A 21,399-nucleotide genomic window follows, 5' to 3' on the forward strand; every position below is an offset into this window, starting at 1 on the left:
TTTTGAATATCCATTAAAATTTACATGTTCCATCTGAACAATATTCATCGAGCGACGACTCTAATTTATGCTCTTCAACCTTACGATTCCCGTACTCTTCTTTCCATACCTGTTGTAATGTTTCTAAAAACACTTCGCTAGGTTGTGCTCCTGAGATGACATATTTATCATTCACAACGTAAAAGGGCACGCCCTGAATCCCAATTTTAGATCCCTCGGCTCTATCAGCTGCGATATTCTCGCTATATTGATCATTTGATAAAACATCCAAAGCTTCGTTGCCATCAAGACCTATTTCACTTGAAAGTTGAGCAAGTGTTGCGTGATCACCGATATCTAGTGAATCTGTGAAATGAGCTTTCAAAATACGTTCCATAAACTCCCGAATCTTCCCTTTCTCTTTTGCATAATAAGAAAGACGAAGTGCATCATATGAATTCGTAGGAATCATTGTATCAAATTGATAATCTAACCCAACCTCTTTTGCTTTCTGTTTCAATTGATTGTTCAGTACTTTTGCTTTTTCATATGGGACACCATGCTTAGAGGATAATAATTGATGGATATCCATTCCTGTATTTTTTTTCGCATATGGATCTAATTGAAAATGTCGAAATAAGACTTCGACCTCTTCTTTATGTTCAAACTGTTCTAACCCTATTTCAAATTGACGTTTGCCAATATAACAAAACGGGCAAACAAAATCAGACCAAATTTCTACTTTCATCCTATGTTCCCCCTTTATGATTTTAATGAATGTATTTTGTCTATTCTTCTTTATTACGCTTTTGAACGTGCGAGGTGGGATGATGTTAATTAAAATCTTTTTAACTAATCCCACCAATGCTCTTTTTTAAAACGTTCGTGCTACCGTTTTTGCTTTTTCAATTGTTGAAGTAACAATTTCTTCTTCTTTAGTTGGATCATAGTCAATACCTTCAACAAAAATCGTTGGTTCCACTTCAATTCCAACAAACTTCAGCGCACCTCTTACGTAAGAATCGGAATGTTCCATTCCAATTGCCTGCGAATAAAATCCTCCCATACCATGAATATGGATTGCTTTTTTCCCTTTCATCAATCCTTCTGGACCTTCTGATGTATATTTAAACGTTTTTCCAGCACTCATGATTGTATCAAAATAGGCTTTTAATAAAGGTTGGATTCCTAAATTCCACATTGAAGACTGAATGATATATTTATCTGCTTCCATAAATTGCTTTGTGAATGCATTCACTGCTTCTATTTTTTGTGATTCAACATCTGTTAGCACTTCCCCACTTCTTAACTTCTTTTGTCCAGTTAAAAAATCAGCATCGATTAATGGCACATTTGCATAATAGACATCTACTTCTATTATTTCATCCGTTGGATTTACTTTCTTATATTCAGTGATAAATGCTCTAGCAACTTGCGTACTTCTTGATTGTTCCTCACTTTGAGGTGTTCCTTTAACAAATAATACTTTTGACATGATCATGTCCCCTTTATGATTTTGATTTTGAATACTTATAAAAAGAATGCACACGCAATATTTTGGTATGACCCTAAATGATTCCTATAATTTCTGCTGAATCAACAACCTCATACAAAAAGCTGATTTAATGATTATAGACAATGGGCATTTTTCCGATTAATTGGTGTTGCCTAGCAGCGTCATACATGAGTTTAGCGACATTTTCCCTAGATACGGACATTTTAGCTGGCTGATCGCCGAATGAATAACCGTAAGATTGCCCGTTGTATTTGATATTAGGATTAATGATTCGAACGACTGTCCAATCCAGGTTCGATTCTTTAATCAGTTCTCCTATCTTCTTCATTTCGGCATAACCATTTGGCATGAGAAGTTTAGGCAATATTCTTGGCAATATCGTCGATAAGCTTTTCTTATCGTCTTCAGATTGCAAGGCTGGCGTCGCGAGTGTAATCAACCTTTTTTTGGTGAACTTCTTCATCGCTTTGACAATTCGGTTATGTCCATCGGCGATCGGTGTACCTTTTTGTTTTCGAGACAAATCAATGCCGGGACCTAAGGTGCTTATCACGACATCAGCTTCTGAAACTGCCGTTTCAATAGCTGAAGTGTTCGTTAGTTCACCCGTTACAATGCGTAAATTCGAATGCTTTTGCTTGATTTTCTCAGGGTTTCTAACATATACCGTAACGATATCTCCGTTTTCTAATGCAAACTGTGTTAAAAGTTGACCGATTGCACCAGTTGCACCAAAAATAGTGATGTTCATGGTCGTCTATCTCCTTTTGTTATTCAGAATGATCACAATGATTTCCTTGATCAAAAATCTTTCGTAATAACATGTGTTATTTAAGCAACGCGCGTTGTATAATTGATGATAAGATGAAAAAGAATAATAAACAATAACCAAAATAGCCAATATGTAGTTTACGCAACACTTCTAATGTATTGTCGTTTTTAGACAAGATGATGAACCCTAAAAGGAGAAGAAAAAATAATTATGCCAAAAAAAGATCCGAGAATACTTCGTACAAGACAATTGATTGTAGACTCTTTTCTTTCGTTAGCTAGTGAAAAAGATTTCAACCATATAACGGTACGTGATATCACAGAAAAGGCTACTATTAACCGGGCTACATTTTATGCGCACTTTGACGATAAATTTGATTTATTACATTCTACAATCACCAATACATTTACAGACAAATTGAAAAAAAGACTCAATGATCACGATGGATTCAATGAAAAAGTCATTGCAAATATTTTTCTAGCCATGTGTGATCACCATAAAGAGATAAGCGACCTATGTCCCAAAGGTTATCATTCTTTAGGAACTATTATCGAAAGTAAAATTAAAGAGGAGTTACAGAAGCTAATAGCTGATCTTATGCTAAAAGGAACTAACAACATCATCGAATTAGAGGATAAACAAATGGTAACAACCCTATCTACTATGCTAAGTTGGGGGATATACGGAGCTGCATACACATGGAATAAGGATGGAAGACTTATTTCATCAGAAGAGCTAGTGACTAAGACCCTGCCTATCTTTAAAAATGGCATGAGTCAGTATTATCTTTAATGAAAATGATGTTAACAATCTGCTTGAGCCGGCAGTGCTATAAAAAATATTAAAAAAACACAGAAATGGTATGGGTTTAAATAATGGGGTATTTGGAGGAGATCAAGAGGTCAATTAGGCAGGCTCGATTTGTTGTTGCTTAAATGACAAAACTTCTACGACCTTCTCAAGAAATTAAATCGGTCGTAGAAGATGGGCCTTATTTGTTGTACTGTAAATCAAATATTCTGGGATATTTCTTTTAAAAATTGCTTTCTCTTTTCATCTGTTGTTAAATTCACTCTAGAAAAATGAATCCATTTCGTGGAGTCGTTTTTTATCCCCAAATCAGCTAGCGTTCTGTCAATGAAAACGCTTTGAATAGCATTTCCAGCTTCAGATTCTATATACTCTTTATCTGTAGTTGATGTTGAGATCACGGTTGTTTTTTTAATATTTGTCAATAAACCTTGTAAAGTACCAGTGTTTTGATCTTCAATGAATGCGAAACCGCTTAACATCACTTTATCAATAAATCCTTTTAAAATAGCAGGTAGATCCCACCACCAGACTGGGAATATAAATATCAATTCTGTTGACTGTTTTAATTTTTCTTGATAATCCTTCACTAATGAATAAGGCGTTTCTCCTTTATGAAAATGCTTTAATTCTTCAGCTGTAAAAACAGGATTAAATCCATCTTTATATAAATCGATTACTTGAAACGGTTCTCTCTTTGTTTCTAATTTTTCTGTTATGGAAGTCAAAATGGCATGATTATAGCTTCCATCCCAAGGATGTGCATAGACAATCGTTTTCATTATTCATTCACCCTTTTTCTGAGTTTTGTATCATTTTTTGATGTACATTGATTTTATTGTATGCTATAACATACTACAAGTACGGTAATCAAAGTGCGATACTAACCCAAAGGAGAGTATAAAATGAATGAGGAGTCCTTCCAGACGAAAGCTGAGCTAAAAGATACTGGTTTTGGGTATACTTTGTCATTAATTGGTGGGAAATATAAAATGCCAGTTCTGTATGCTTTATATTCAAACGATGGTCCTGTTCGCTATAATCAGCTGAAACGTAAGCTCGGAACGATTTCTTTTAAAACATTAACCAATACACTAAAAGAGCTTGAGGCGGATCACTTAATTCATCGTAAAGAATATCCCCAAGTGCCTCCAAAAGTAGAATATAGTTTATCTGAAAAGGGCTTATCACTGATGCCTGTATTAGATGAGATATGTTATTGGGGAGAGAAACAAATGAAAAATAATTAGGTAGAGTGGAAAGAAAGCTACTACGGTTTAAACATACTTTTTAAAGTAGCTTTCTTCTCATCTTATATCAATCCGATTGGCTCATTTTGTTGATGCGCTAACTCCATTTCTTCTGCCAGATAGAGAGCGTTCTTCCCGATACATGCTGCTAACTTGCATCTAAAATCATGGAAGTCGGTGTAAGACCAATGTGCTTCGAAATGAGTAAAATCCATTCCCACGAATCATTCCTCCGTTTTCAAATTGTGATGGTCAATGTATTCAACATTCGCAAATATTACTCCTGATTGATCCTATAATAGGACAACGAGGCACGCAACGGAGTCCTAAGGTTATTTTGATTTAATCCCTGCCCCACAAAGAGGGATGATAATGGTTTCTTCTGATTCCTTTTGATATTTCATGTAGCCAACAAAATTGATGGCAGATGTCACTTCGACATAAAATCCTTTCTGACTCAGTTTAGAGCGTGCATGTATAATTTCTTCTTCTTCAATATCAATAAACGTACCATTCGTCTTGTATACAGCTTCTAAAATTTGTTTAGAACGCGCTGGGGCAGCAATAGCGATCCCTTCTGCTACAGTCCCTTTATTTGTGACAGGTGATGCTGATTCCTCCGCATGTTGAAAAGCTTTCACAAGTGGTGCGCAGTTCTTTGCTTGTATGGCAATAATTTTCGGTATTTTATGAATGAGACCATTTTCGAATAACTCTCTAAAGCCATAATACGCACCGAGCAGCAGAGTGCCGTTTCCAACCGGAATGATTAAAGCATCCGGTGCTCCTTTTAGTTGCTCATAGATTTCATAGGCGTATGTTTTTGTACCTTCGAAAAAATAAGGGTTATAGACATGGCTTGCATAAAAAACGTTTTCTTCGTCTACTGCCTTTTGGGCCGCAGCTGCAATGTCCTCTCGTGTACCATGAATTTCTTTAATCGTTGCCCCGTGGGCTTTTATTTGAGCGACTTTTTTAGGTGATGTTTGATCACTTAGATAGATGTCACAGGCAATACCACAACGCGCCGCATACGCAGCAATTGCCGTTCCTGCATTCCCGCTGCTATCAGCAATGACTTTTGTTACCCCTAATTCCTTAGCTTTTGTCATTAACACAGCTGCTCCACGGTCTTTAAATGATAGTGTAGGCATCATATAATCAACTTTTACATATGTGTTTGGCTCATTAGGATCTAGAACGATTAAAGGAGATTGGCCCTCGCCCATTGTCACAGTTTCCCACGTCTTAGAACCTTTTGGAAATGGCATGGTTTCAACATAACGCCATAATGAATTTGGATAGTGCTCCCAAGCTGTGACGTCTATTTTCGGGGTATCTTTCACTAGATTGAATACTCCACCACAATCACATTTCCATAGAGTTGGTGTCATCTCATATTTTTCTCCGCAATGGTTACAAATTAATTGATTCATTCTTCATCTGCCCCTTTGAATATTTTTTTATACAAAATATAATTTTTTATATAGGGTGGTCAAAAAAATATTCTAAATATATGCAATGGCATCCATTTCAATTTTGAAACCAAAATGTAATTCATTCGTTGGTACAATCGTACGAGCTGGTTTATGTTCACCGAAAAATTCGGTATAAACCGCATCTACTTTGTCCCATAATTCAATATCTGAAATGTATAATGTCATGCGCAAAATCTTTTCTTTTTGACTTCCAGCAGCCTCTACAATCATCTCTACATTCTTAAGCGCTTGTAATGTCTCTTTTTCAATGGGGCCGAACTCTTTTTCTGTCGTTTCAGGATTGATGGCAAATTGTCCCGACACATAGACCGTGTTTTGATGAATGGTTGCGAAGGCATAGTGTCCGTTTGATTTTAGATTTCCTACCTCGAGTATGCTTTCCATTTTGACACTCCTTACCTCGATTTATTTTTGATTTCATCCAAATAGCTATAGACGGTTACTTTGGAAATGCCTAACATAGATGCGACCTTCTCAACAGATCCTTTCATTAAAAAAATGCCCTTTTCATCCATAAATTTGATTAGTTCAATTTTTTCATGGCGTTTCATGACTGGATGAACACTGTTTTGAATGATTTGTTGAATCAATTGATCGACGATTTCTTCCACATTTTCAAGATCATCATTTGATGTTGTTTCTTTCTCTTGAGCTTCCACTTGTGTAGAAAGAAATGTGTCCATAAATTGCTGCATTTGATTCAGTGCTTCAACATCAAAATTGATACAGAAAGCTCCGATCACTTTTTGCTTTGAATCACGTATTAATGAAGTCGAAGAACGAATCGTACGCTTATCTTCTGTTACAAATGTATAACCAGCCAGATAATCTTCTTTAAAATCTTCTGATTGTAATACAGTCTTGACTAGATGATCAAATGATTGGCCGATTTCTCTTCCTGTCACATGGTTATTTACTGTAAACATGACAGATGCTTGAGGATTCGTTAAATCATGAATCACCACTTCACAATTTGGTCCAAACATTTTTGCAGTAGATTTTGCTAAAGGAATATAACTCTCTAATAACTTTTTAATATGTTCCATGCCTAAGCACCTCATTTTTTTATTCCACTAGATTATATAATTTTTTATATATAAAAACAATATATAGATTTATTTATATATTGTAATGCTCACAAGATCACAAATATGAAAATCACCATATAAAAAAAGCAGCCATTGACTGCTTTTTGCTTGTGCTCCTTTCTAATTGTCTTCCTGCTGGATGCCATACAAAATGACGTCAATTCCCCATCGGAACCGTTCCATTGATACGGTATCACCTGCAAACATTTCTTCTTTTACATGATGAATGAAAGGAAACTGCGTTTTGTCTGCTTGAAGAAATGCTTTTTTTGTGTCTGAAATCTGTGAAGAGCCTTGTTTCTTCCAAGAGACCTTTTCGTATGCTACAGAAGATACGTATAACAGCAATAGGTCTACTCCCCATGCTGCGGATGTAGATTTGATCCCGCCTTCATGCAATGCAGCGAGAAGATGTTCGGTCAACTGAATAAAGTTCGTTCCTTGTGGAATGGTGGAAAGAGAAATTTCAGCGAGACCAGGTTTTTCGAATAGCAGGAGGAAATAAGTATGCAATAGGTCGAATAACTGTTCTTTCCATGTGCTATCCTTTGAATCTGGATAGACCATTTGTCCGAGACCATAATCCAATACGTAAGCACTGAGTTCTTGAACATTGTTCACGTAGACATACAAGGATGCAGGTCCCGTATCGAGTGCTTTAGCCACCTTACGCATACTCATGCCCTCTATCCCATGCTCCTTAAGAAGCTCATAGGCCGTTTTCACAATAAGCTCACGGCTTAAGGGTTCTTTAGCCGGCCGAGACCGGCGACTGATCATACGACGATTTGAATTGTTCATACTCTCTTTATAACATGTCAAAGTAAAATAGTAAATTGAGCATCAATCATCATCCTTTTGAAAAGAATTCATCATATCTGCAAGCTTGACCGCAGCGTCTTTTGAAAAACACAGTTTTAAACTATTCTCCGATTCATTAGCTTTTTTCGATGAATATTCGTACATCATGTCTTCGTATTCTTCAATCGCCTTTTCAAAATGATGAGGATGCCGGACAATAGCAAGTGCTAGCTCCCTTGCATCAAACATCGCCATGTTCACACCCTCGCCTGCGAATGGCGACATGACGTGAGCTGCATCACCGATAAGCGTTACTCCTTTATGACGATTCCATTTGAAACCGACAGGAAGCGTATAAATCCGTCTTGGAATGATGGTATCTTCTGCATAACGAATATAGTTTTTCAGCTGATCATCCCAATCACTAAATAACGCTAATAATTGTTCTTTTGCTTCTTTCGCTTGATGAAACGGTATGCCACAAGTCTCGATCCAATTGCGTTCTACCATGAAGCTTGCGTACACTTTGATTCGGCCATCTCCGTTTAACTGCCCAATCAGTCCTTTGTGGTCTGCCAAAGCAAACATCTTACCTCGTTTATTAAATTCAGCTAAATCAGGGTGGTTCTCCTCTACGCTTATGACATTCAGTTCTAGCATCGTGAGCCCAGAGTATTCAATCTCAATATCTGTTAACAGAGGACGCACACGAGAAAAAGCACCATCAGCCCCAATCAAAAGGTCAACTGTTTCGACAACTCCGTTTTCAAAATGAAGCTCGGTCATACCACTTTCTAATGAAACGCATCTTTCTAGTTTATATCCATATTTGATGGTTTCAGCATCAATTTGTTCTAATAGTAGTTCACATAACACACCACGATCAATTTCCGGGCGAGTACCTTTTTGATCTGATTCCGTTTCTTCATCTAAATAAATTCTTCCTGATTTATCAAGTAATCGGAAATCTTCCCCTTCATAGCGGGCATTCCTTTGAAATTTCTCATAAACTCCTGCTTCTTTTAAGGCTTTTTGACCTGTTTCTTCGTGAATATCCAGTGAGCCCCCTCGTTCAAGGCTCTTGTCATGCATCTCCCGTTCATAGATGGTTGTTTGTATACCGTAATTTTGCAAAATTAAGGCAAGTGTTAGTCCCCCAGGTCCTCCTCCAATGATAGCGATTTGCTTTTGATTCTTAGATAATGACGTCATCTTTTGCATCTCCTCATCCCTTTGTGGAAATCGTTTTAAATTTCATTTCATTTATATTATAACGAACACCGTTCGTAAAGAACAGCGTTCGTTTAAAATTGTTTGTTGTACGATTGTGTTTTCATGAAAAAGAAACCCATCGCCCACCATCATATGATACACTCCATCTAGGAAGGTTAAAGGTTGTCGAATCATAACAATGATACTTAGATCAGTAGGTCTCCATTGTTCTCACTCTAAGTGTAAGAGGTGTTTCTATGAATAAATTATTGGCCATGTTGATATTAGGATTAAGCTTTAGTGGTGCTGCGCTCATTCTTTCAGTCCCTTTGTTATTCAAACAGAAACCAGAACAATTTGAGCTGGTGTTTGCTGCTGGATCAGCGGGCGCTTTCGTAGTATTCGCTGTCTCATGCCTAGTTCTTCGAAAACGATTCAATTGCTAAAAAACCTAAACAAATACCCATTGTTTATGACGGTGGATTTTGTTTAGGTTTTTGTGATTTACCTTAGTGTTCAGTCAAAGAATGTATACAAGCTGACCCCGATAGGGAATCTACTTATTCAAAACAAAAGAAACCGCTGAAACATATCACGATATGCACTCTAAACGAATCACTAGCTTTGGCATAATAGACATCAATGCGAAAATCTTTAATATTAATTCTGACATTCCTCATATCACAAAAGGTCCATTAAACGCATATCGTTTTGTGATATAATCTTGAGTCAAAGACAAGCGCTAAGAGAAAATGAACTTGCTGAATGGACATCATGACTGTGAAAAATTCTGAAGAAATGATAGGGTGATAGCGATGAGAAGACTTGAGTCTGGTATATCAGTAGACAACGAAACATTTTCTGATGTTGCCAGGTATGAAAACGAAACAATTAGCAGAACGACAATCATCAACTCAAATATTCGTTCTCCTATTTTTTGGAGCTGTCACTTGGATCATCTTGTATTTGATACGTGTGATCTGACGAATGCGAGATTTTTTGCCGGTAGTACGATTGATCATTGTACTTTTAGTCATTCAGACTTGCGCTCTGTGGGCATTGGCAAAAACGAAGCTGTCTTCACCAATTGCGAATTTTCTTCCTGCGATATGAGGGGAATGACATTGGAGAATGCTACGTTTATCGATTGTACTTTCTCTAATTGTAGATTCAATGACCGTGTTTTACAGGCAGCGAACATCGTCAATTGTACCTTTGCTGGTAAGCTAATAGATATAACGTTTGAGGGAAATGGCAAACAAAAGCTGATCGCCAATTTTGAAAACTGCACCCTTGATGGTGTTCGTTTTATAGGCTGTGACCTAGCGGCATGTATTCCGCCAGCATCCAAAAACCATTTATATGTTGAACATGTATCTGCACGTGTGAAAAAGGCCTTAGAGAAGATAGATGATGATCCTACTCTGTCTGACCATGATCGGAAAATACTAGTGCGGAGTCTGCGGAAGCTTGAACAAATGGAACAGTATATTTTTAACACGAAATATATGGAGAACATACATGGGGCCGCTTTTGTTGAACGCTTTTTCAGTCATCTTGGATGTAGCAAGGATCACATGTAACGTTTGCTACATCCCTTTTCCTATTTTATCTTTATGTGGTACATCAGCTTCGAGTATATTTGAGCGGAATGAGTTCTTCGATTTTCATCTTGACCAGCTGCCCATCCATATCAAGGATGACAAAACATGTTGGTCCAAAGTCTGAAATGAGCTCTCGGCAGATGCCGCAAGGGCTGACCACCCTAATTCTTCTATCTTTTTCATCTGAATAAGGGTGTCTCACTGCAACAATTGTATCAAAATCTTTGTATCCATTCGATAAAGCGCTACCAATCGCAATGGTTTCTGCACAAACAGTTACCCGTCCGATATAGGCTTCTATATGGACAGCTGATATGATTTCTCCTGTTTTCATGCGGATCGCTGCCCCTACATGATGCTTGTCATCTTCATAAAGACTGATAATCTTCTTTTTTGCTTCGCCTATTAATTCGATATCTTCTTGTGATAGATCAAACGTTTTCATTTCGTTCCCCTTTCACCTTACTGCTCGTATGTATTATACCAAACATGAGGTGATGGACTGAACTTCACTCTCCTTTACTAACCAGCCAAAAGACCGTTTAATCTGTAGTGAATTGCCATTTTGAATGTATTTCATATTCAATTGAAAAAGGCTGCTTTCACGTAAGCAACCTTTTCCCTTATTTACATCAGAACATGTACCCTTTCTAGGTGTGAACTGAATCCCTAACGATTGATCACTTGAATGATTTTCTTCAGAGCATCTGCCGCTTCTGGAATTGGCATGACAACAAACACATGCAGCATTTCAGGATAAACAAAGGTTTTGATGTCTATTCCTTGTGCTGTTAATTTTTCATCAAGCTTGATGGCATCTGGATATAACATATCATGTGTTCCAATGAAATGAGTGATCTTCGCTAGTCCTTTGAAGTCGCCGTATATGGGACTGATCAATGGATCTGTGAGACTTTGATCAGCTGCCCACAATTTTGTGATGACTTCCATTCCTTCATGACCTAGAATCGGGTCCTTTTTTGCATATTCAAAAATGAGAGGGTTGCTCATACTCATATCAACACACGCAGATAGTAACACGATATCCTTTGGCTGCGGCAGATCTTCCTTCTTTAAAAGATGCGCAAGACCAAGTGAGATGTTTCCGCCAGCTGAATCTCCCATGATCGTCAATTGATTGGCACTTCCGGCAGTTTTCAGAAGGTCTTTATATAGGTTAAGCATTTTCGGATATGTATCCTGGTTGCTATAATGAGGTACTTTTGGGTAAATAGGAGCGACTACTTTCGCACCTAGTGATTGCGCCATTTTATCCATGAACCACCAATGGACATTCAAAGGCTGATTTGTCCACGCGCCACCATGTAGATAGAGAATGACTTTTTGATTTTGTGATGATTGTTCATTCAATGTGAAAACTTGCATGCCTTCGAAAGTCTGCTCTTGTACCTCACTGATTAACTTCACATCATCCCCAATGGCATAAGGCTGCGTATTTTCAATTCCTTTTTGCTCGAGGAATTTTTTTGTCTGTTCGATACTGGAAAAACTCTCTTTATTACTTTGCGAAGCGAATAATGTTTCAAATTGAATACTTTCTTTAGAACGTTCACCATGATACATTTCTACACTCATTTTTTTCTCTCCTTCACCCAATAGGTTTATTGATCATCCTGCTTTGGAACACGAAATGATTCCAGGTAGAGTTGTACTTTTTTTTCAGGGGTTTTTAATAAGTTAGATAAAAGGTCTTGAATGAGACGAAGGCTTTTAATTTTCTTTTCAATTTCTTCATGTTTAAGATGGACAATTTGTCTTAGGGTATCAAGGTCTATGTCTTGACTTAGCATGTCCATAATTTCTGCTATTTCCTTTAATGAATAACCGAGCGTTTTCGCATCTTTGATCAATTGAATTTTCACAACATAGTCGTCTGTATAGAGTCTGTAACCGTTTGAACGTCGTCTTGGAGCAGGTAATATGTTGTGTTCTTCATAGTAACGAATTGCGGCAGGACTTACTCCTGTTTTTTTGGCAAGTTCTCCTCTAGTCATCAACTCCATCGTTACTCCTTTTTTATTATTTTGTTTTACTATATGTACATTATAAAGGTTGAACTATACTTCAAGGTCAAGGTGAAACATTTTTCGGCCAACTTTTGTTATCAAATGATTGTAGCAAAGAGATCTCTAGTGCTTGCTATGACATAATTGAGGTTACTTTTCGGTAAACAAAAAAACACCATCGTACCCGGCCAATTAAGGCGGATGCAATGGTGTCATCATCATTCCATCTGGATTATGATAAATCTTCCCCATTTGTTGCAATCACTTTTTTGTACCAGTAGAAGGAATCTTTTTTGTAACGATTTAATGAACCATTCCCTCTGTCGTCTTGATCTACATAGATCAAACCATAGCGCTTACTCATTTGAGATGTTCCGCAGCTAATTAAGTCAATACAACCCCATGGTGTATACCCCATTAAGTCGACACCTTCTTTGACTGCTTCTTTCATCTGTTCAATATGTTGTTTTAAATAATCAATTCGATAATCGTCGTGAATTTCTTTGTCTGGTGTCAATGTATCTCTTGCGCCAAGTCCGTTTTCACAAACAAATAAAGGTTTTTGGTATCTGTCATACAGTTTAATTAATGAAATGCGCAGACCCATTGGATCAATTGGCCAATCCCATTGTGATAACTCCAAATGCTCATTTTTAATTGGACTATCAAATGTACCCGCTAGCTCGGCTGCATCTTCTCGGGCTTCTGCTACGTGGGACATATAGTAGCTGATCGCCACAAAATCAACGATGCCCTCTTTCAAAATTTGCTCATCCTGCTCTTCGATATCAAGTTTGATGTCGTTGTCAGCAAAATATTTCACCATGTATGTTGGATATTCACCTCTAGCTTGAACATCCGGATAGAACATATTCAATTGGTTCGATTTTACCGCTTGCAGCTGGTCCTCTGGTTTCGTTGTTTTTGCATAGGCTTCAATTTGGTTTATCATACAGCCAATTTGGACATTTGGAATGATTTCTTTTGCAGCCTTCACTGTGAGAGCGCTGGCGATAAATTGGTGATGTGATGCTTGATACGCAGCCTGTAATTTATGGTCTACTAGGTCCTCTAAAATTCCAGCACCGGTGTAAAGGCTGTTGAGGTTCATATTCATTTCATTGAATGTAATCCAATACTTCACTTTATTTTTATATCTTTCTAAAATGGCACGGGCATATTTTTCAAACAACGGGACAAGCTCTCTACTCATCCAGCCATTATATTTCTCTGTTAAAGTAATCGGCATTTCGTAATGAGACATCGTGACTAGCGGTTCAATTCCATATTTCGCACACTCATCAAATACGTTATCGTAAAAAGCCAATCCTTCTTCGTTCGGCTTGTCTTCTAAACCAGTTGGAAAGATTCTTGCCCATGAAATAGACAAGCGAAACACTTTAAAGCCCATCTCTGCAAATAGTGCAATATCCTCTTCATATCGATGGTAAAAATCGATTCCGCGTCTTTTCGGAAAATCAAATTCATCGGGTTGTTCCTTGTATCTTGTTAATTCAGCTGAACTCACATCGAAAGTAAAGTTGTTCACTTTTCCTTTTTCATAAGGATCTTTATATGCAGCAAAGTCTGACGTCGACAGGCCCTTGCCACCTTCTAAGTATGCGCCCTCTATTTGATTGGCAGCAGTTGCGCCACCCCATAAAAAATCATCTGAAAATCCTTTTTTTAATTCTTTCATTTCAATCATCCCTTCTCTTTATATTAGTGAATAAGCATTAAGAGCTTATTTTGACCTGCGGTGACATGAGCGTCACCTGTATGAATCACATCAAGATATTGCGTTGAATTTGTGACGATAATAGGTGTCACTACATCTAAATGGTTTGATTGAATTCCTTCTATATCAAACGATAATAAATGATCCCCCGTCTTTATCTTATCGCCCTCTTTTACCAGTACATCAAGGAATTGGCCGTTTAGGCTGACCGTATCAATCCCCACGTGGATCAATAATTCAATCCCATCATCTGAAACGAGTCCGATGGCATGTTTAGTAGGTGTAACAGTCACTACTTTTCCTGAGAACGGTGCTTGTACCACCCCCTTATCAGGCAAAATTGCGACTCCCTTCCCCATCATTTCACTTGAGAACACGGAATCATTCACTTCAGATAAAGGAATGACCTTTCCACTCATAGGTGCTTGAACTTCATAAGGGTTTGTTTGCTTAGACATTTGTTGATTCTCTGTACTCTCAGTGTGATTTGGCTTTTCTGCAGCTTGCTCGTTAAAAGCCGTTACAGACTCCTGAAATCCAAGGAGAATGGTGATGAGAAGTGACACGATGAAGCTAAGGGCGATTCCAATCAGAGCCAGCTGAAAATTATTTGTCCCTTTCATAATGTAAGTTGGCAGTGAAGTAATGCCTGGGATCGAAAAGGCTGTCGTTTTAACTGAAAATAAACCGTAAAAACATCCACCGACTGCGCCGCCAATTAATGAAGCATAAAAAGGTTTTTTTAGTCTAAGTGTGACTCCATAAATGGCTGGTTCTGTGATCCCGAAGAAACTAGGAAGCAATGTTGAAAGCGCTAAAGACCTTGTTTCTACCCGCTTGGTGCGGATGATGACACCTAACACAGCGCCTGCTTGTGCCATATTCGCAATGAAATTCATTGGAAGCAGCATGATATCGTAACCCACTTTTTCAAAGCTGGCTAACGTGCTTGGGAAGAATGCGTAATGCATTCCAGTTAACACAATGAGTGGCATAAGGCCCCCCATTAATAAACCGGCAATCGGACCAGCGAAATTGAACAATGAAGTGAAAAAGATTTCTAAATATTGCCCAGAAACGTTCCCAATAGGAGCGATAAAAGCCAGTGTAAGAGGAGCCGTGATCATCAGGCTCAGTACCGGTGTAAATACGATACTTAAGGATTTTGGGATCGCTTTTGTTATCCACTTATCGACAAAACTTAGTAATAGCACACCTAATATAATTGGTAATACAGAAGATGTGTAATTATTTAGTGGAATACTTAACCCTAAAAAACTTAACGGGTCTGCTCCTTTTGCTGCACCTTCGATCATCGTTGGATATAGTAAAATCCCTGCTAATGCGAGCGCAAGAGATTCTCGCGTTTTAAATTTCTTCGCTGCCGAATAAGCAATGAGGAAAGGTAAAAAGTAAAAGACAGCATTTGAAAAAATTTGAAGTACTTGATAGGTAGAACTTGTCTCCGTCAGCCACCCTAAGCTAACGAACAGTGCCATGATTCCTTTGATCAATCCACTACCAACAATCGCTGGCAAAATAGGTGTGAAAATCCCGCTGATCACATCGAATACGACTTCAATTGGGTTCATCTTTGACGTGTTTTTAACAGGAGCAGAATCATTGCTACTATGACCGGCCAGATGATCGATTTCCTCATAAACCTCTGCTACCTTTGCTCCAATAATGACTTGGAACTGTCCACTTTGGAATTGAGCACCTAAAACACCATCTAATGTTTTCAGCTCATCTACTTTTACCTGACTTTCATCGTTGAGATTAAATCTTAGCCGTGTGATACAATGCCAACTTTGAGATATATTTTCGGTTCCACCAATTAATTTCACAATTTTTCCAGCCAATTCTTTGTTTTCCATGCTTTCACCCCTTCATTTTCACAAAAAAAACCTAAACAAAATCCACCATAGAAAAGATCATTCTTTCTCATGGAGATTTGTTTAGGTTAATGCTTTTTCATAACACGCCTAAAAGAAATCATTTATTTTTTTGGTGTTCCTTTGTGATTCTCTCAATATGGATGACTAAAAAAACAAGTTCGTCTTCTGTCACATTCCAATTGAATTCTCGTTTTAACATTTCTTTGATGATCAATCCGCAGGCATAACTCTTCATATAACGATCCTGTATTAATTCTTTTAACGAGTCATCCATCTGCTGCGGTGGTTGGTTGGTTTCCTGCCTGACAATAAAATATCTCAAGTGGGTAATAAACCTCGAATAATTAATGGATGATTTATCCAATATCATCTCGAAAATATTTTGAATGATTTTGACGATTTCTTTCGTCAGGTGAGTCATCTTAATGGTGTCTCCCATAGACTGACCATCTATTTGAGCGTTTACAAAATGCAGGGCAATGAGTGAAGCTTCAGTATCTTCAAAAGAAATGCCCATCATCTTTTGAATAATTGTCAGTGCTTTTTTCCCGACTTGATATTCTTGAAAATAGAGATGTGGAATTTCCCACACAATGGGGTTTTCATACGCCATTTTTTCTTCGTGCCTTTGAATAGCGAAGGTGAGATGATCGGATAGCGAAAAGAGCGCGCTGGAACCTAACTTCTTATTCAACATCTCTTCGCCTACGCGAATGATTTTTTCAGTTAATAAAAGGATATCAGTTGGGATAGCGGCAAGTTGAGATTCTAATGGAGACGTCTGATCAGAATAAAATGTCTTACTGACAGCGCTCTCATCAAGTGTATCACCTTTCTTCTTTTTAAAACCTATTCCTGTTCCAAACACAACGACTTCATTTTGAGCCTCTGTTAGAGCTAATACGATATTATTATTTAAAACTTTAACGACGGTGAACATCCTCATCCCACCTTACCTAAAATGCTAAAAAAGCATAAAAAAACACCAAAATCTCAGCAAACAACGTACAAATGTACAATCTGTTTACCTGACTTGGTGGTGCCTGATCATATCAGTAACACTCCTGCATCGGTTACGACTTTATTTTAAATAGATGGATGACCAAAGTCAACTATTTTTTTCTGAAAAAATAGATTAAAATACCCAGAATCATTTTATCTTTCCTTGTCTTTTTACAGTTTAACATATTTAAGGTTGCTGTAAGGTTCGGATTAATACGAGTTAAGGTTGAGGTTGTACAATGGGTTTGTAAGGAATTGAGGGATGAGTCAAATGGTCCCCTCTTCTAAATCAATCATAGAGGTGAAAAGCTTTGAGAGAAAATAAAATTTTGTCTTCATTATGTTACTTCAGTATCTTTTTTGCACCGTTTCTATTTCCGATTATCGTTTATTTCTTAGGAAAAGACGAAGTGAAATACCATGCGAAAAAATCACTATGGACACATATTATTCCTTATTTGATTTTCGGTCTTGGTATTGCCGGTTCAGGTTTACTTGGCATGAACGATATCAGTCATGCTGGTCCGTTCTTAATTGCAACGTATGCTGTGACATTCCTTGTGGCGATCTACTTCTTCATTTGGAACATTGTGAAAGGCATTAAAGTGTTTTCAGAATAAGAGTTAGAAAAAACGGTTCTGTGATTGATCAGAACCGTTTTTTGTATGTCCGTTTAAGCGGGTAATTGGATATCAATCGTTGTTCCTTCTCCTATTATACTTTGTATTGTCATATCTCCCCCGTGTTTTTGGATGATATCTTTTGCAATCGCCATTCCAAGACCTGAGCCTGCATGTGTCCCTCCTGTATTCGTCCCTCTATAGTAGCGGTCAAACACTTTTTCTAGCTCTGCCTCTTCAATTCCTTTGCCGTTGTCTTGAATGGTGATGTGGGTATGTTCTTTTTGTTCAAGCTGTACAATGATTTTCACATCAGCATCATTGTGAACAAGGGCATTTAAAATGAGATTGGTGACCGCTCTTCTTATGAGGATCGTATCAATATTCAGCATAAGCTTGTCTACATGCGTTTGCAGCTCAATGGTCTGATCTGCATATCTCGAATCGTTGAGGATATCAATTAACGTTTCACGCAGCAATGGCACAATGTTCACCAGTTCTTTATGCAGCATCACGTCGTTATTTTTCAGCCTTGTTGTTAAATTGAGATCCTCCATCACATCTTTGATGTACAGTGATTTATTCTCTATGATGCTGGCATAATGTCTAATGTCTTGATTTGAAAGAGGATAATTTGGATCTTTCATGATTTCTGCATAGCCTTGAATAGAGGATAATGGTGTTTTAATATCATGAGAAATATGACTGATCCACTCTTCCCGCATTTGCTCTAATTTGTCTTTTTCTTTTTGGCTTGAAGCGAGCTGCTCGGATAAGTGATTGACATTATAGAACACATCTTTATATATCCCCTTCGTTGGCAGCTTTGTCGTATAATCTCCGTTTGCGAGCCGCTGGATGCCATAAATGGCACGGCCGAGCGGTTTGATGAGTTGCCGGCTGAATAAGTATCCAATGAATAAGGCAATGATGGCATCAATCGATAATAAAATCATCGTCCCGATATTGAATTGCGATATTAATTCTTTCGTATCAAAAGAAAATAAATATTTTCCGATGGAAGGGTCCTTAAATCCGATGAAGTAGCTGTATTCCTTACCCTTTCCATTTTTCCCGCCAGCATAGATCGTCGACATCAATTGCTTATCTTTATATTTATGTAAGTTTACAATTTCTATAGGTGTGTATTTGCTTTTTAAGCCTTTAGGTGCTAGTGCATGATAGACGTCTTGTCCATTTTCGTCTAATATTTGAATCCACGCATTTTGTTGTTTTAAAGCTTGCTGTCCTTCTTTACTCACAGTGATATTTTGATTAGACAAGGTGATGTATTGTTCAAATGTTCTTGTGAAGGTTTCCGGCGTATTTTCTTCGTTTTGCTGACTGCTTGCTTGTAGTACAAGCCCTATCATGAATCCAAATAAGTTAATAAAGACCGTGATAATGGTCACGATAATGACAGAGACCATGTATCTGCCTGTTAATCGCCATTTCATCTTTACGCATCCTTTACAACAAATTTATAGCCAAGTCCTTTGACCGTCACGAGAAATTCTGGTGTAGATGGGGAATGTTCTATTTTTTCCCGCAGTCTTCGTATATGAACCATTACCGTATTATCAGAACCGAAGAAATCCTCTCCCCAAACCGTTTGATAAAGCGTTTCTTTACTGATGACGCGATTCGGATGCTGCAAGAAATAAGTCATCAACATAAGTTCTTTCGGTGTGAGTTCAATTGCCGCACCGTTTTTCGTCAGTTCGGCTTGCTGCTCGTTTAACTCAAATGGTCCTTTTTTGATCACGGGCTCCGCTTGAGAAGGCTGTACGTATGATGACCGTCTTAGCTGGGCTTTTACCCGGTAGGCGACTTCTTTTGGACTAAACGGTTTTGTAATGTAATCATCGCCGCCAATGGCAAGTCCTACAATTTTGTCTGATTCCTCTCCCTTTGCTGATAAAAAAATAATCGGAACATGCGAAACATCTCTGATTTGTTTGCAAATATCGTAGCCTTCACCGTCTGGCAGCATAATATCCAATATGACGAGATCTGGTTGTTCTTGATGAAATTGCGTGAGCCCATCACGGGCAGTTGAAGCTGTTAACACTTGGTCAATGCCTTCTCTTGTTAATACGGTATGGATTAATTCTAAAATTTCTTTTTCGTCATCTATAATCAATACTTTGCTTTGAACCTTTGGCATGATGATCACTCTCCTGAAGTCATTGTTATTATTATACCCAAAGTGTTGACGTCGTGAAAAATCAACTTTCTATTTACACAGAAAAAAGCCAATTTTCTTTTTTAATGAGAAAATTGGCTTTTCGTGTTTCTTTAGCGTTTGACCACAAATGTTGTCACACTTTGAGCCGGGAGATGAGCCCAAAATTGATTTCCTGATATGTTTAAGTCAGTTCCAGGTTGAAGGTTGCTGCTGCCGCTCGTCACCCATCTAGACGCCTGAGAAACGGAGCCATTTTGCACGACGAAGTGTTGATTGACCCCTGCATTGCTTTTATTAATCGCCACAATGACGACCTGATTGTTTCCTTTGTAGGCTGAGACGAAAACATTTGGTTCAGGGCTTTTCGTTGCATCAATTCTGACGAAACCTGGTCGCACAAACTTGGAGAAATGCGCCATGTTGTATCCGCGCTTGCTAATCATTCCATCTTCTTTCATAGGACCGTATGATCTCCGGATGTACCACCACACATACGCCTGAAAGTCCCCTTCCACCATTGAATGGTGAATATGCTCTGATACCCCTAATGCTTCAGGCCAGCGGTCCGCTGAATTGTTATCACTATTCGGGTAGTAGACCTCTGTCATCCATAGCTCTTTCCCTGCCCCTTTTTGTTTGAAAAGAGGGTACGGAAGCTGGCTAATTTGGGTTCCGTATAGATGAGCGCCGAGAATGTCCATATTCCTTAGCGCCTGCGGATCGTTTAAGATAGGATCTGAGATATTCTTAAGGTATTGAAACGATTCTGGTGCAATCACACGTGCATTAATGGAGCCGGCATTTTCTCTCATGAATCGCAGGATTTCCTGAGGTGTCCACCATGTCCATTCATGCGCATAATCAGGCTCGTTTTGTACAGAAATGGCATAAAGATTGACTCCGTTGTTTTTCATGTAAGTGACAAAATCATTCAGATGCTGAGCATATGCTGCGTATTGATTGTATTTAAGCCGCTTGGCAGGTGATCCATTCCGGTTAAATGTTTCAACCATACTGCTTGGAGGATTCCAAGGGGAAGCAATGACTAGAGCACCATGCTCGATCGCTCGTTTGGCCGTCGCGACTTCTCTGCTCCAATTGTTTCTGTTTTCGTCTACATAAATTCTAAGAATGGAAAACCCTAACTGATTTTGTCCATTGCCAAAGGCGGTTTCCCTTTGTGGTGCTGTCAAATCACCAATCCAAGCTGGATGGTTCATTCCGCCAAAACCACGAATCACTTGTCTTTCTGCATTAAGGTTAATGTTTGCGTCAGCTGCTGATACTTCAGCTACTCCGGGGCCTATGAACATGACAGACAGCATGGTGAAACACACCAATAAAGCAAGCATTGGTTTTTTTATACATGACATCAAATTTCCCACTCCTCTATCA

The 21,399-nt window shown here is 38.3% G+C and carries 24 protein-coding genes; 6 read left to right on the forward strand and 18 right to left on the reverse strand.

All coding sequences use genetic code 11. The features are described from left to right. Positions 1 to 13 precede the first annotated feature (13 nt). The 3 genes from NSQ11_RS09140 to NSQ11_RS09150 all read right to left on the reverse strand — a co-directional run bounded on the left by NSQ11_RS09140 (position 14) and on the right by NSQ11_RS09150 (position 2,246). Positions 14 to 727 (reverse strand): DsbA family oxidoreductase, encoded by a 714-nt coding sequence (locus NSQ11_RS09140; RefSeq protein WP_342501342.1) that lies wholly within the window; start codon positions 725 to 727, stop codon positions 14 to 16. Positions 728 to 853: 126 nt separating this feature from the next. After that, positions 854 to 1,474: an NAD(P)H-dependent oxidoreductase gene (locus NSQ11_RS09145; RefSeq protein WP_025207412.1), complete on the reverse strand. Its 621-nt coding sequence runs from the start codon at positions 1,472 to 1,474 to the stop codon at positions 854 to 856. A gap of 127 nt (positions 1,475 to 1,601) precedes the next feature. Continuing rightward, a complete protein-coding gene (locus NSQ11_RS09150; RefSeq protein ID WP_007499309.1) occupies positions 1,602 to 2,246 on the reverse strand; it encodes an NAD(P)H-binding protein in 645 nt (214 codons plus the stop codon). 231 nt (positions 2,247 to 2,477) lie between these two features. Here NSQ11_RS09150 and NSQ11_RS09155 point away from each other — a divergent pair, with 231 nt between their 5' ends. Next, entirely contained in the window at positions 2,478 to 3,059 is a 582-nt protein-coding gene (locus NSQ11_RS09155) for a TetR/AcrR family transcriptional regulator (RefSeq protein ID WP_241511920.1), read from the forward strand. A 218-nt stretch (positions 3,060 to 3,277) separates the two neighbouring features. On the opposite strand, the gene NSQ11_RS09160 is transcribed toward NSQ11_RS09155, so the two are convergent. Continuing rightward, positions 3,278 to 3,859 (reverse strand): NAD(P)H-dependent oxidoreductase, encoded by a 582-nt coding sequence (locus NSQ11_RS09160; protein WP_342501343.1) that lies wholly within the window; start codon positions 3,857 to 3,859, stop codon positions 3,278 to 3,280. 123 nt (positions 3,860 to 3,982) lie between these two features. Between NSQ11_RS09160 and NSQ11_RS09165 the strand changes: the two genes are divergently transcribed. Next, positions 3,983 to 4,327 carry a helix-turn-helix domain-containing protein gene (locus NSQ11_RS09165; protein WP_007499303.1) on the forward strand — a complete coding sequence of 115 codons (345 nt, stop codon included), beginning with the start codon at positions 3,983 to 3,985 and terminating at the stop codon, positions 4,325 to 4,327. Between the two features lie 332 nt (positions 4,328 to 4,659). Here the strand turns inward: NSQ11_RS09165 and NSQ11_RS09170 are convergent, their stop codons facing one another. The 5 genes from NSQ11_RS09170 to NSQ11_RS09190 form a co-directional block, all read right to left on the reverse strand. Then, positions 4,660 to 5,763 (reverse strand): threonine synthase, encoded by a 1,104-nt coding sequence (locus NSQ11_RS09170; RefSeq protein WP_342501344.1) that lies wholly within the window; start codon positions 5,761 to 5,763, stop codon positions 4,660 to 4,662. A gap of 72 nt (positions 5,764 to 5,835) precedes the next feature. Continuing rightward, positions 5,836 to 6,210, reverse strand: coding sequence for a RidA family protein (locus NSQ11_RS09175; RefSeq protein WP_017367342.1), 375 nt, complete (start codon positions 6,208 to 6,210; stop codon positions 5,836 to 5,838). 11 nt (positions 6,211 to 6,221) lie between these two features. Continuing rightward, on the reverse strand, positions 6,222 to 6,872 hold the full coding sequence (locus NSQ11_RS09180) for a PAS domain-containing protein (protein ID WP_017359563.1): 651 nt from the start codon (positions 6,870 to 6,872) through the stop codon (positions 6,222 to 6,224). A gap of 162 nt (positions 6,873 to 7,034) precedes the next feature. Further along, positions 7,035 to 7,694, reverse strand: coding sequence for a TetR/AcrR family transcriptional regulator (locus NSQ11_RS09185; protein WP_034646467.1), 660 nt, complete (start codon positions 7,692 to 7,694; stop codon positions 7,035 to 7,037). A gap of 63 nt (positions 7,695 to 7,757) precedes the next feature. Next, a complete protein-coding gene (locus NSQ11_RS09190) occupies positions 7,758 to 8,927 on the reverse strand; it encodes an NAD(P)/FAD-dependent oxidoreductase (RefSeq protein WP_342501345.1) in 1,170 nt (389 codons plus the stop codon). Positions 8,928 to 9,184: 257 nt separating this feature from the next. Here NSQ11_RS09190 and NSQ11_RS09195 point away from each other — a divergent pair, with 257 nt between their 5' ends. The 3 genes from NSQ11_RS09195 (at position 9,185) to NSQ11_RS09205 (ending at position 10,510) form a co-directional block, all read left to right on the forward strand. Then, positions 9,185 to 9,373 (forward strand): hypothetical protein, encoded by a 189-nt coding sequence (locus NSQ11_RS09195; RefSeq protein WP_242730488.1) that lies wholly within the window; start codon positions 9,185 to 9,187, stop codon positions 9,371 to 9,373. A 108-nt stretch (positions 9,374 to 9,481) separates the two neighbouring features. Beyond that, positions 9,482 to 9,649: a YdhR family protein gene (locus tag NSQ11_RS09200; RefSeq protein ID WP_123766609.1), complete on the forward strand. Its 168-nt coding sequence runs from the start codon at positions 9,482 to 9,484 to the stop codon at positions 9,647 to 9,649. A gap of 93 nt (positions 9,650 to 9,742) precedes the next feature. After that, entirely contained in the window at positions 9,743 to 10,510 is a 768-nt protein-coding gene (locus NSQ11_RS09205) for a pentapeptide repeat-containing protein (protein ID WP_081114681.1), read from the forward strand. A 43-nt stretch (positions 10,511 to 10,553) separates the two neighbouring features. Here the strand turns inward: NSQ11_RS09205 and NSQ11_RS09210 are convergent, their stop codons facing one another. The 6 genes from NSQ11_RS09210 to NSQ11_RS09235 all read right to left on the reverse strand — a co-directional run bounded on the left by NSQ11_RS09210 (position 10,554) and on the right by NSQ11_RS09235 (position 17,134). Further along, positions 10,554 to 10,976, reverse strand: coding sequence for a cytidine deaminase (locus tag NSQ11_RS09210; RefSeq protein ID WP_342501346.1), 423 nt, complete (start codon positions 10,974 to 10,976; stop codon positions 10,554 to 10,556). Between the two features lie 224 nt (positions 10,977 to 11,200). Further along, a complete protein-coding gene (locus tag NSQ11_RS09215; RefSeq protein WP_008343757.1) occupies positions 11,201 to 12,127 on the reverse strand; it encodes an alpha/beta hydrolase in 927 nt (308 codons plus the stop codon). Positions 12,128 to 12,153: 26 nt separating this feature from the next. Next, positions 12,154 to 12,555: a MerR family transcriptional regulator gene (locus tag NSQ11_RS09220; protein ID WP_017359557.1), complete on the reverse strand. Its 402-nt coding sequence runs from the start codon at positions 12,553 to 12,555 to the stop codon at positions 12,154 to 12,156. Between the two features lie 235 nt (positions 12,556 to 12,790). Beyond that, a complete protein-coding gene (locus NSQ11_RS09225) occupies positions 12,791 to 14,266 on the reverse strand; it encodes a glycoside hydrolase family 1 protein (RefSeq protein ID WP_048001470.1) in 1,476 nt (491 codons plus the stop codon). A gap of 14 nt (positions 14,267 to 14,280) precedes the next feature. Next, positions 14,281 to 16,173: a beta-glucoside-specific PTS transporter subunit IIABC gene (locus NSQ11_RS09230; RefSeq protein ID WP_048001469.1), complete on the reverse strand. Its 1,893-nt coding sequence runs from the start codon at positions 16,171 to 16,173 to the stop codon at positions 14,281 to 14,283. A 118-nt stretch (positions 16,174 to 16,291) separates the two neighbouring features. Continuing rightward, the gene (locus NSQ11_RS09235; RefSeq protein ID WP_008343748.1) at positions 16,292 to 17,134 is read right to left on the reverse strand and encodes a PRD domain-containing protein; all 843 of its coding nucleotides are present in this window, start codon (positions 17,132 to 17,134) and stop codon (positions 16,292 to 16,294) included. Between the two features lie 373 nt (positions 17,135 to 17,507). Here NSQ11_RS09235 and NSQ11_RS09240 point away from each other — a divergent pair, with 373 nt between their 5' ends. Continuing rightward, positions 17,508 to 17,816, forward strand: coding sequence for a DUF4870 domain-containing protein (locus NSQ11_RS09240; RefSeq protein WP_007499277.1), 309 nt, complete (start codon positions 17,508 to 17,510; stop codon positions 17,814 to 17,816). A gap of 53 nt (positions 17,817 to 17,869) precedes the next feature. Here the strand turns inward: NSQ11_RS09240 and NSQ11_RS09245 are convergent, their stop codons facing one another. The 3 genes from NSQ11_RS09245 to NSQ11_RS09255 form a co-directional block, all read right to left on the reverse strand. Beyond that, positions 17,870 to 19,273, reverse strand: coding sequence for a HAMP domain-containing sensor histidine kinase (locus tag NSQ11_RS09245; protein WP_342501347.1), 1,404 nt, complete (start codon positions 19,271 to 19,273; stop codon positions 17,870 to 17,872). 2 nt (positions 19,274 to 19,275) lie between these two features. Further along, positions 19,276 to 19,983 carry a response regulator transcription factor gene (locus NSQ11_RS09250; RefSeq protein WP_048002663.1) on the reverse strand — a complete coding sequence of 236 codons (708 nt, stop codon included), beginning with the start codon at positions 19,981 to 19,983 and terminating at the stop codon, positions 19,276 to 19,278. A 131-nt stretch (positions 19,984 to 20,114) separates the two neighbouring features. Next, complete coding sequence (locus NSQ11_RS09255; RefSeq protein WP_080964594.1) at positions 20,115 to 21,380, reverse strand: glycoside hydrolase family 30 beta sandwich domain-containing protein; 1,266 nt, start codon at positions 21,378 to 21,380, stop codon at positions 20,115 to 20,117. Between the last annotated feature and the right edge of the window lie 19 nt (positions 21,381 to 21,399).

Origin of the sequence: Bacillus sp. FSL W7-1582 (genome assembly GCF_038593325.1) — a bacterium.
Taxonomy (GTDB): domain Bacteria; phylum Bacillota; class Bacilli; order Bacillales; family Bacillaceae; genus Bacillus; species Bacillus altitudinis.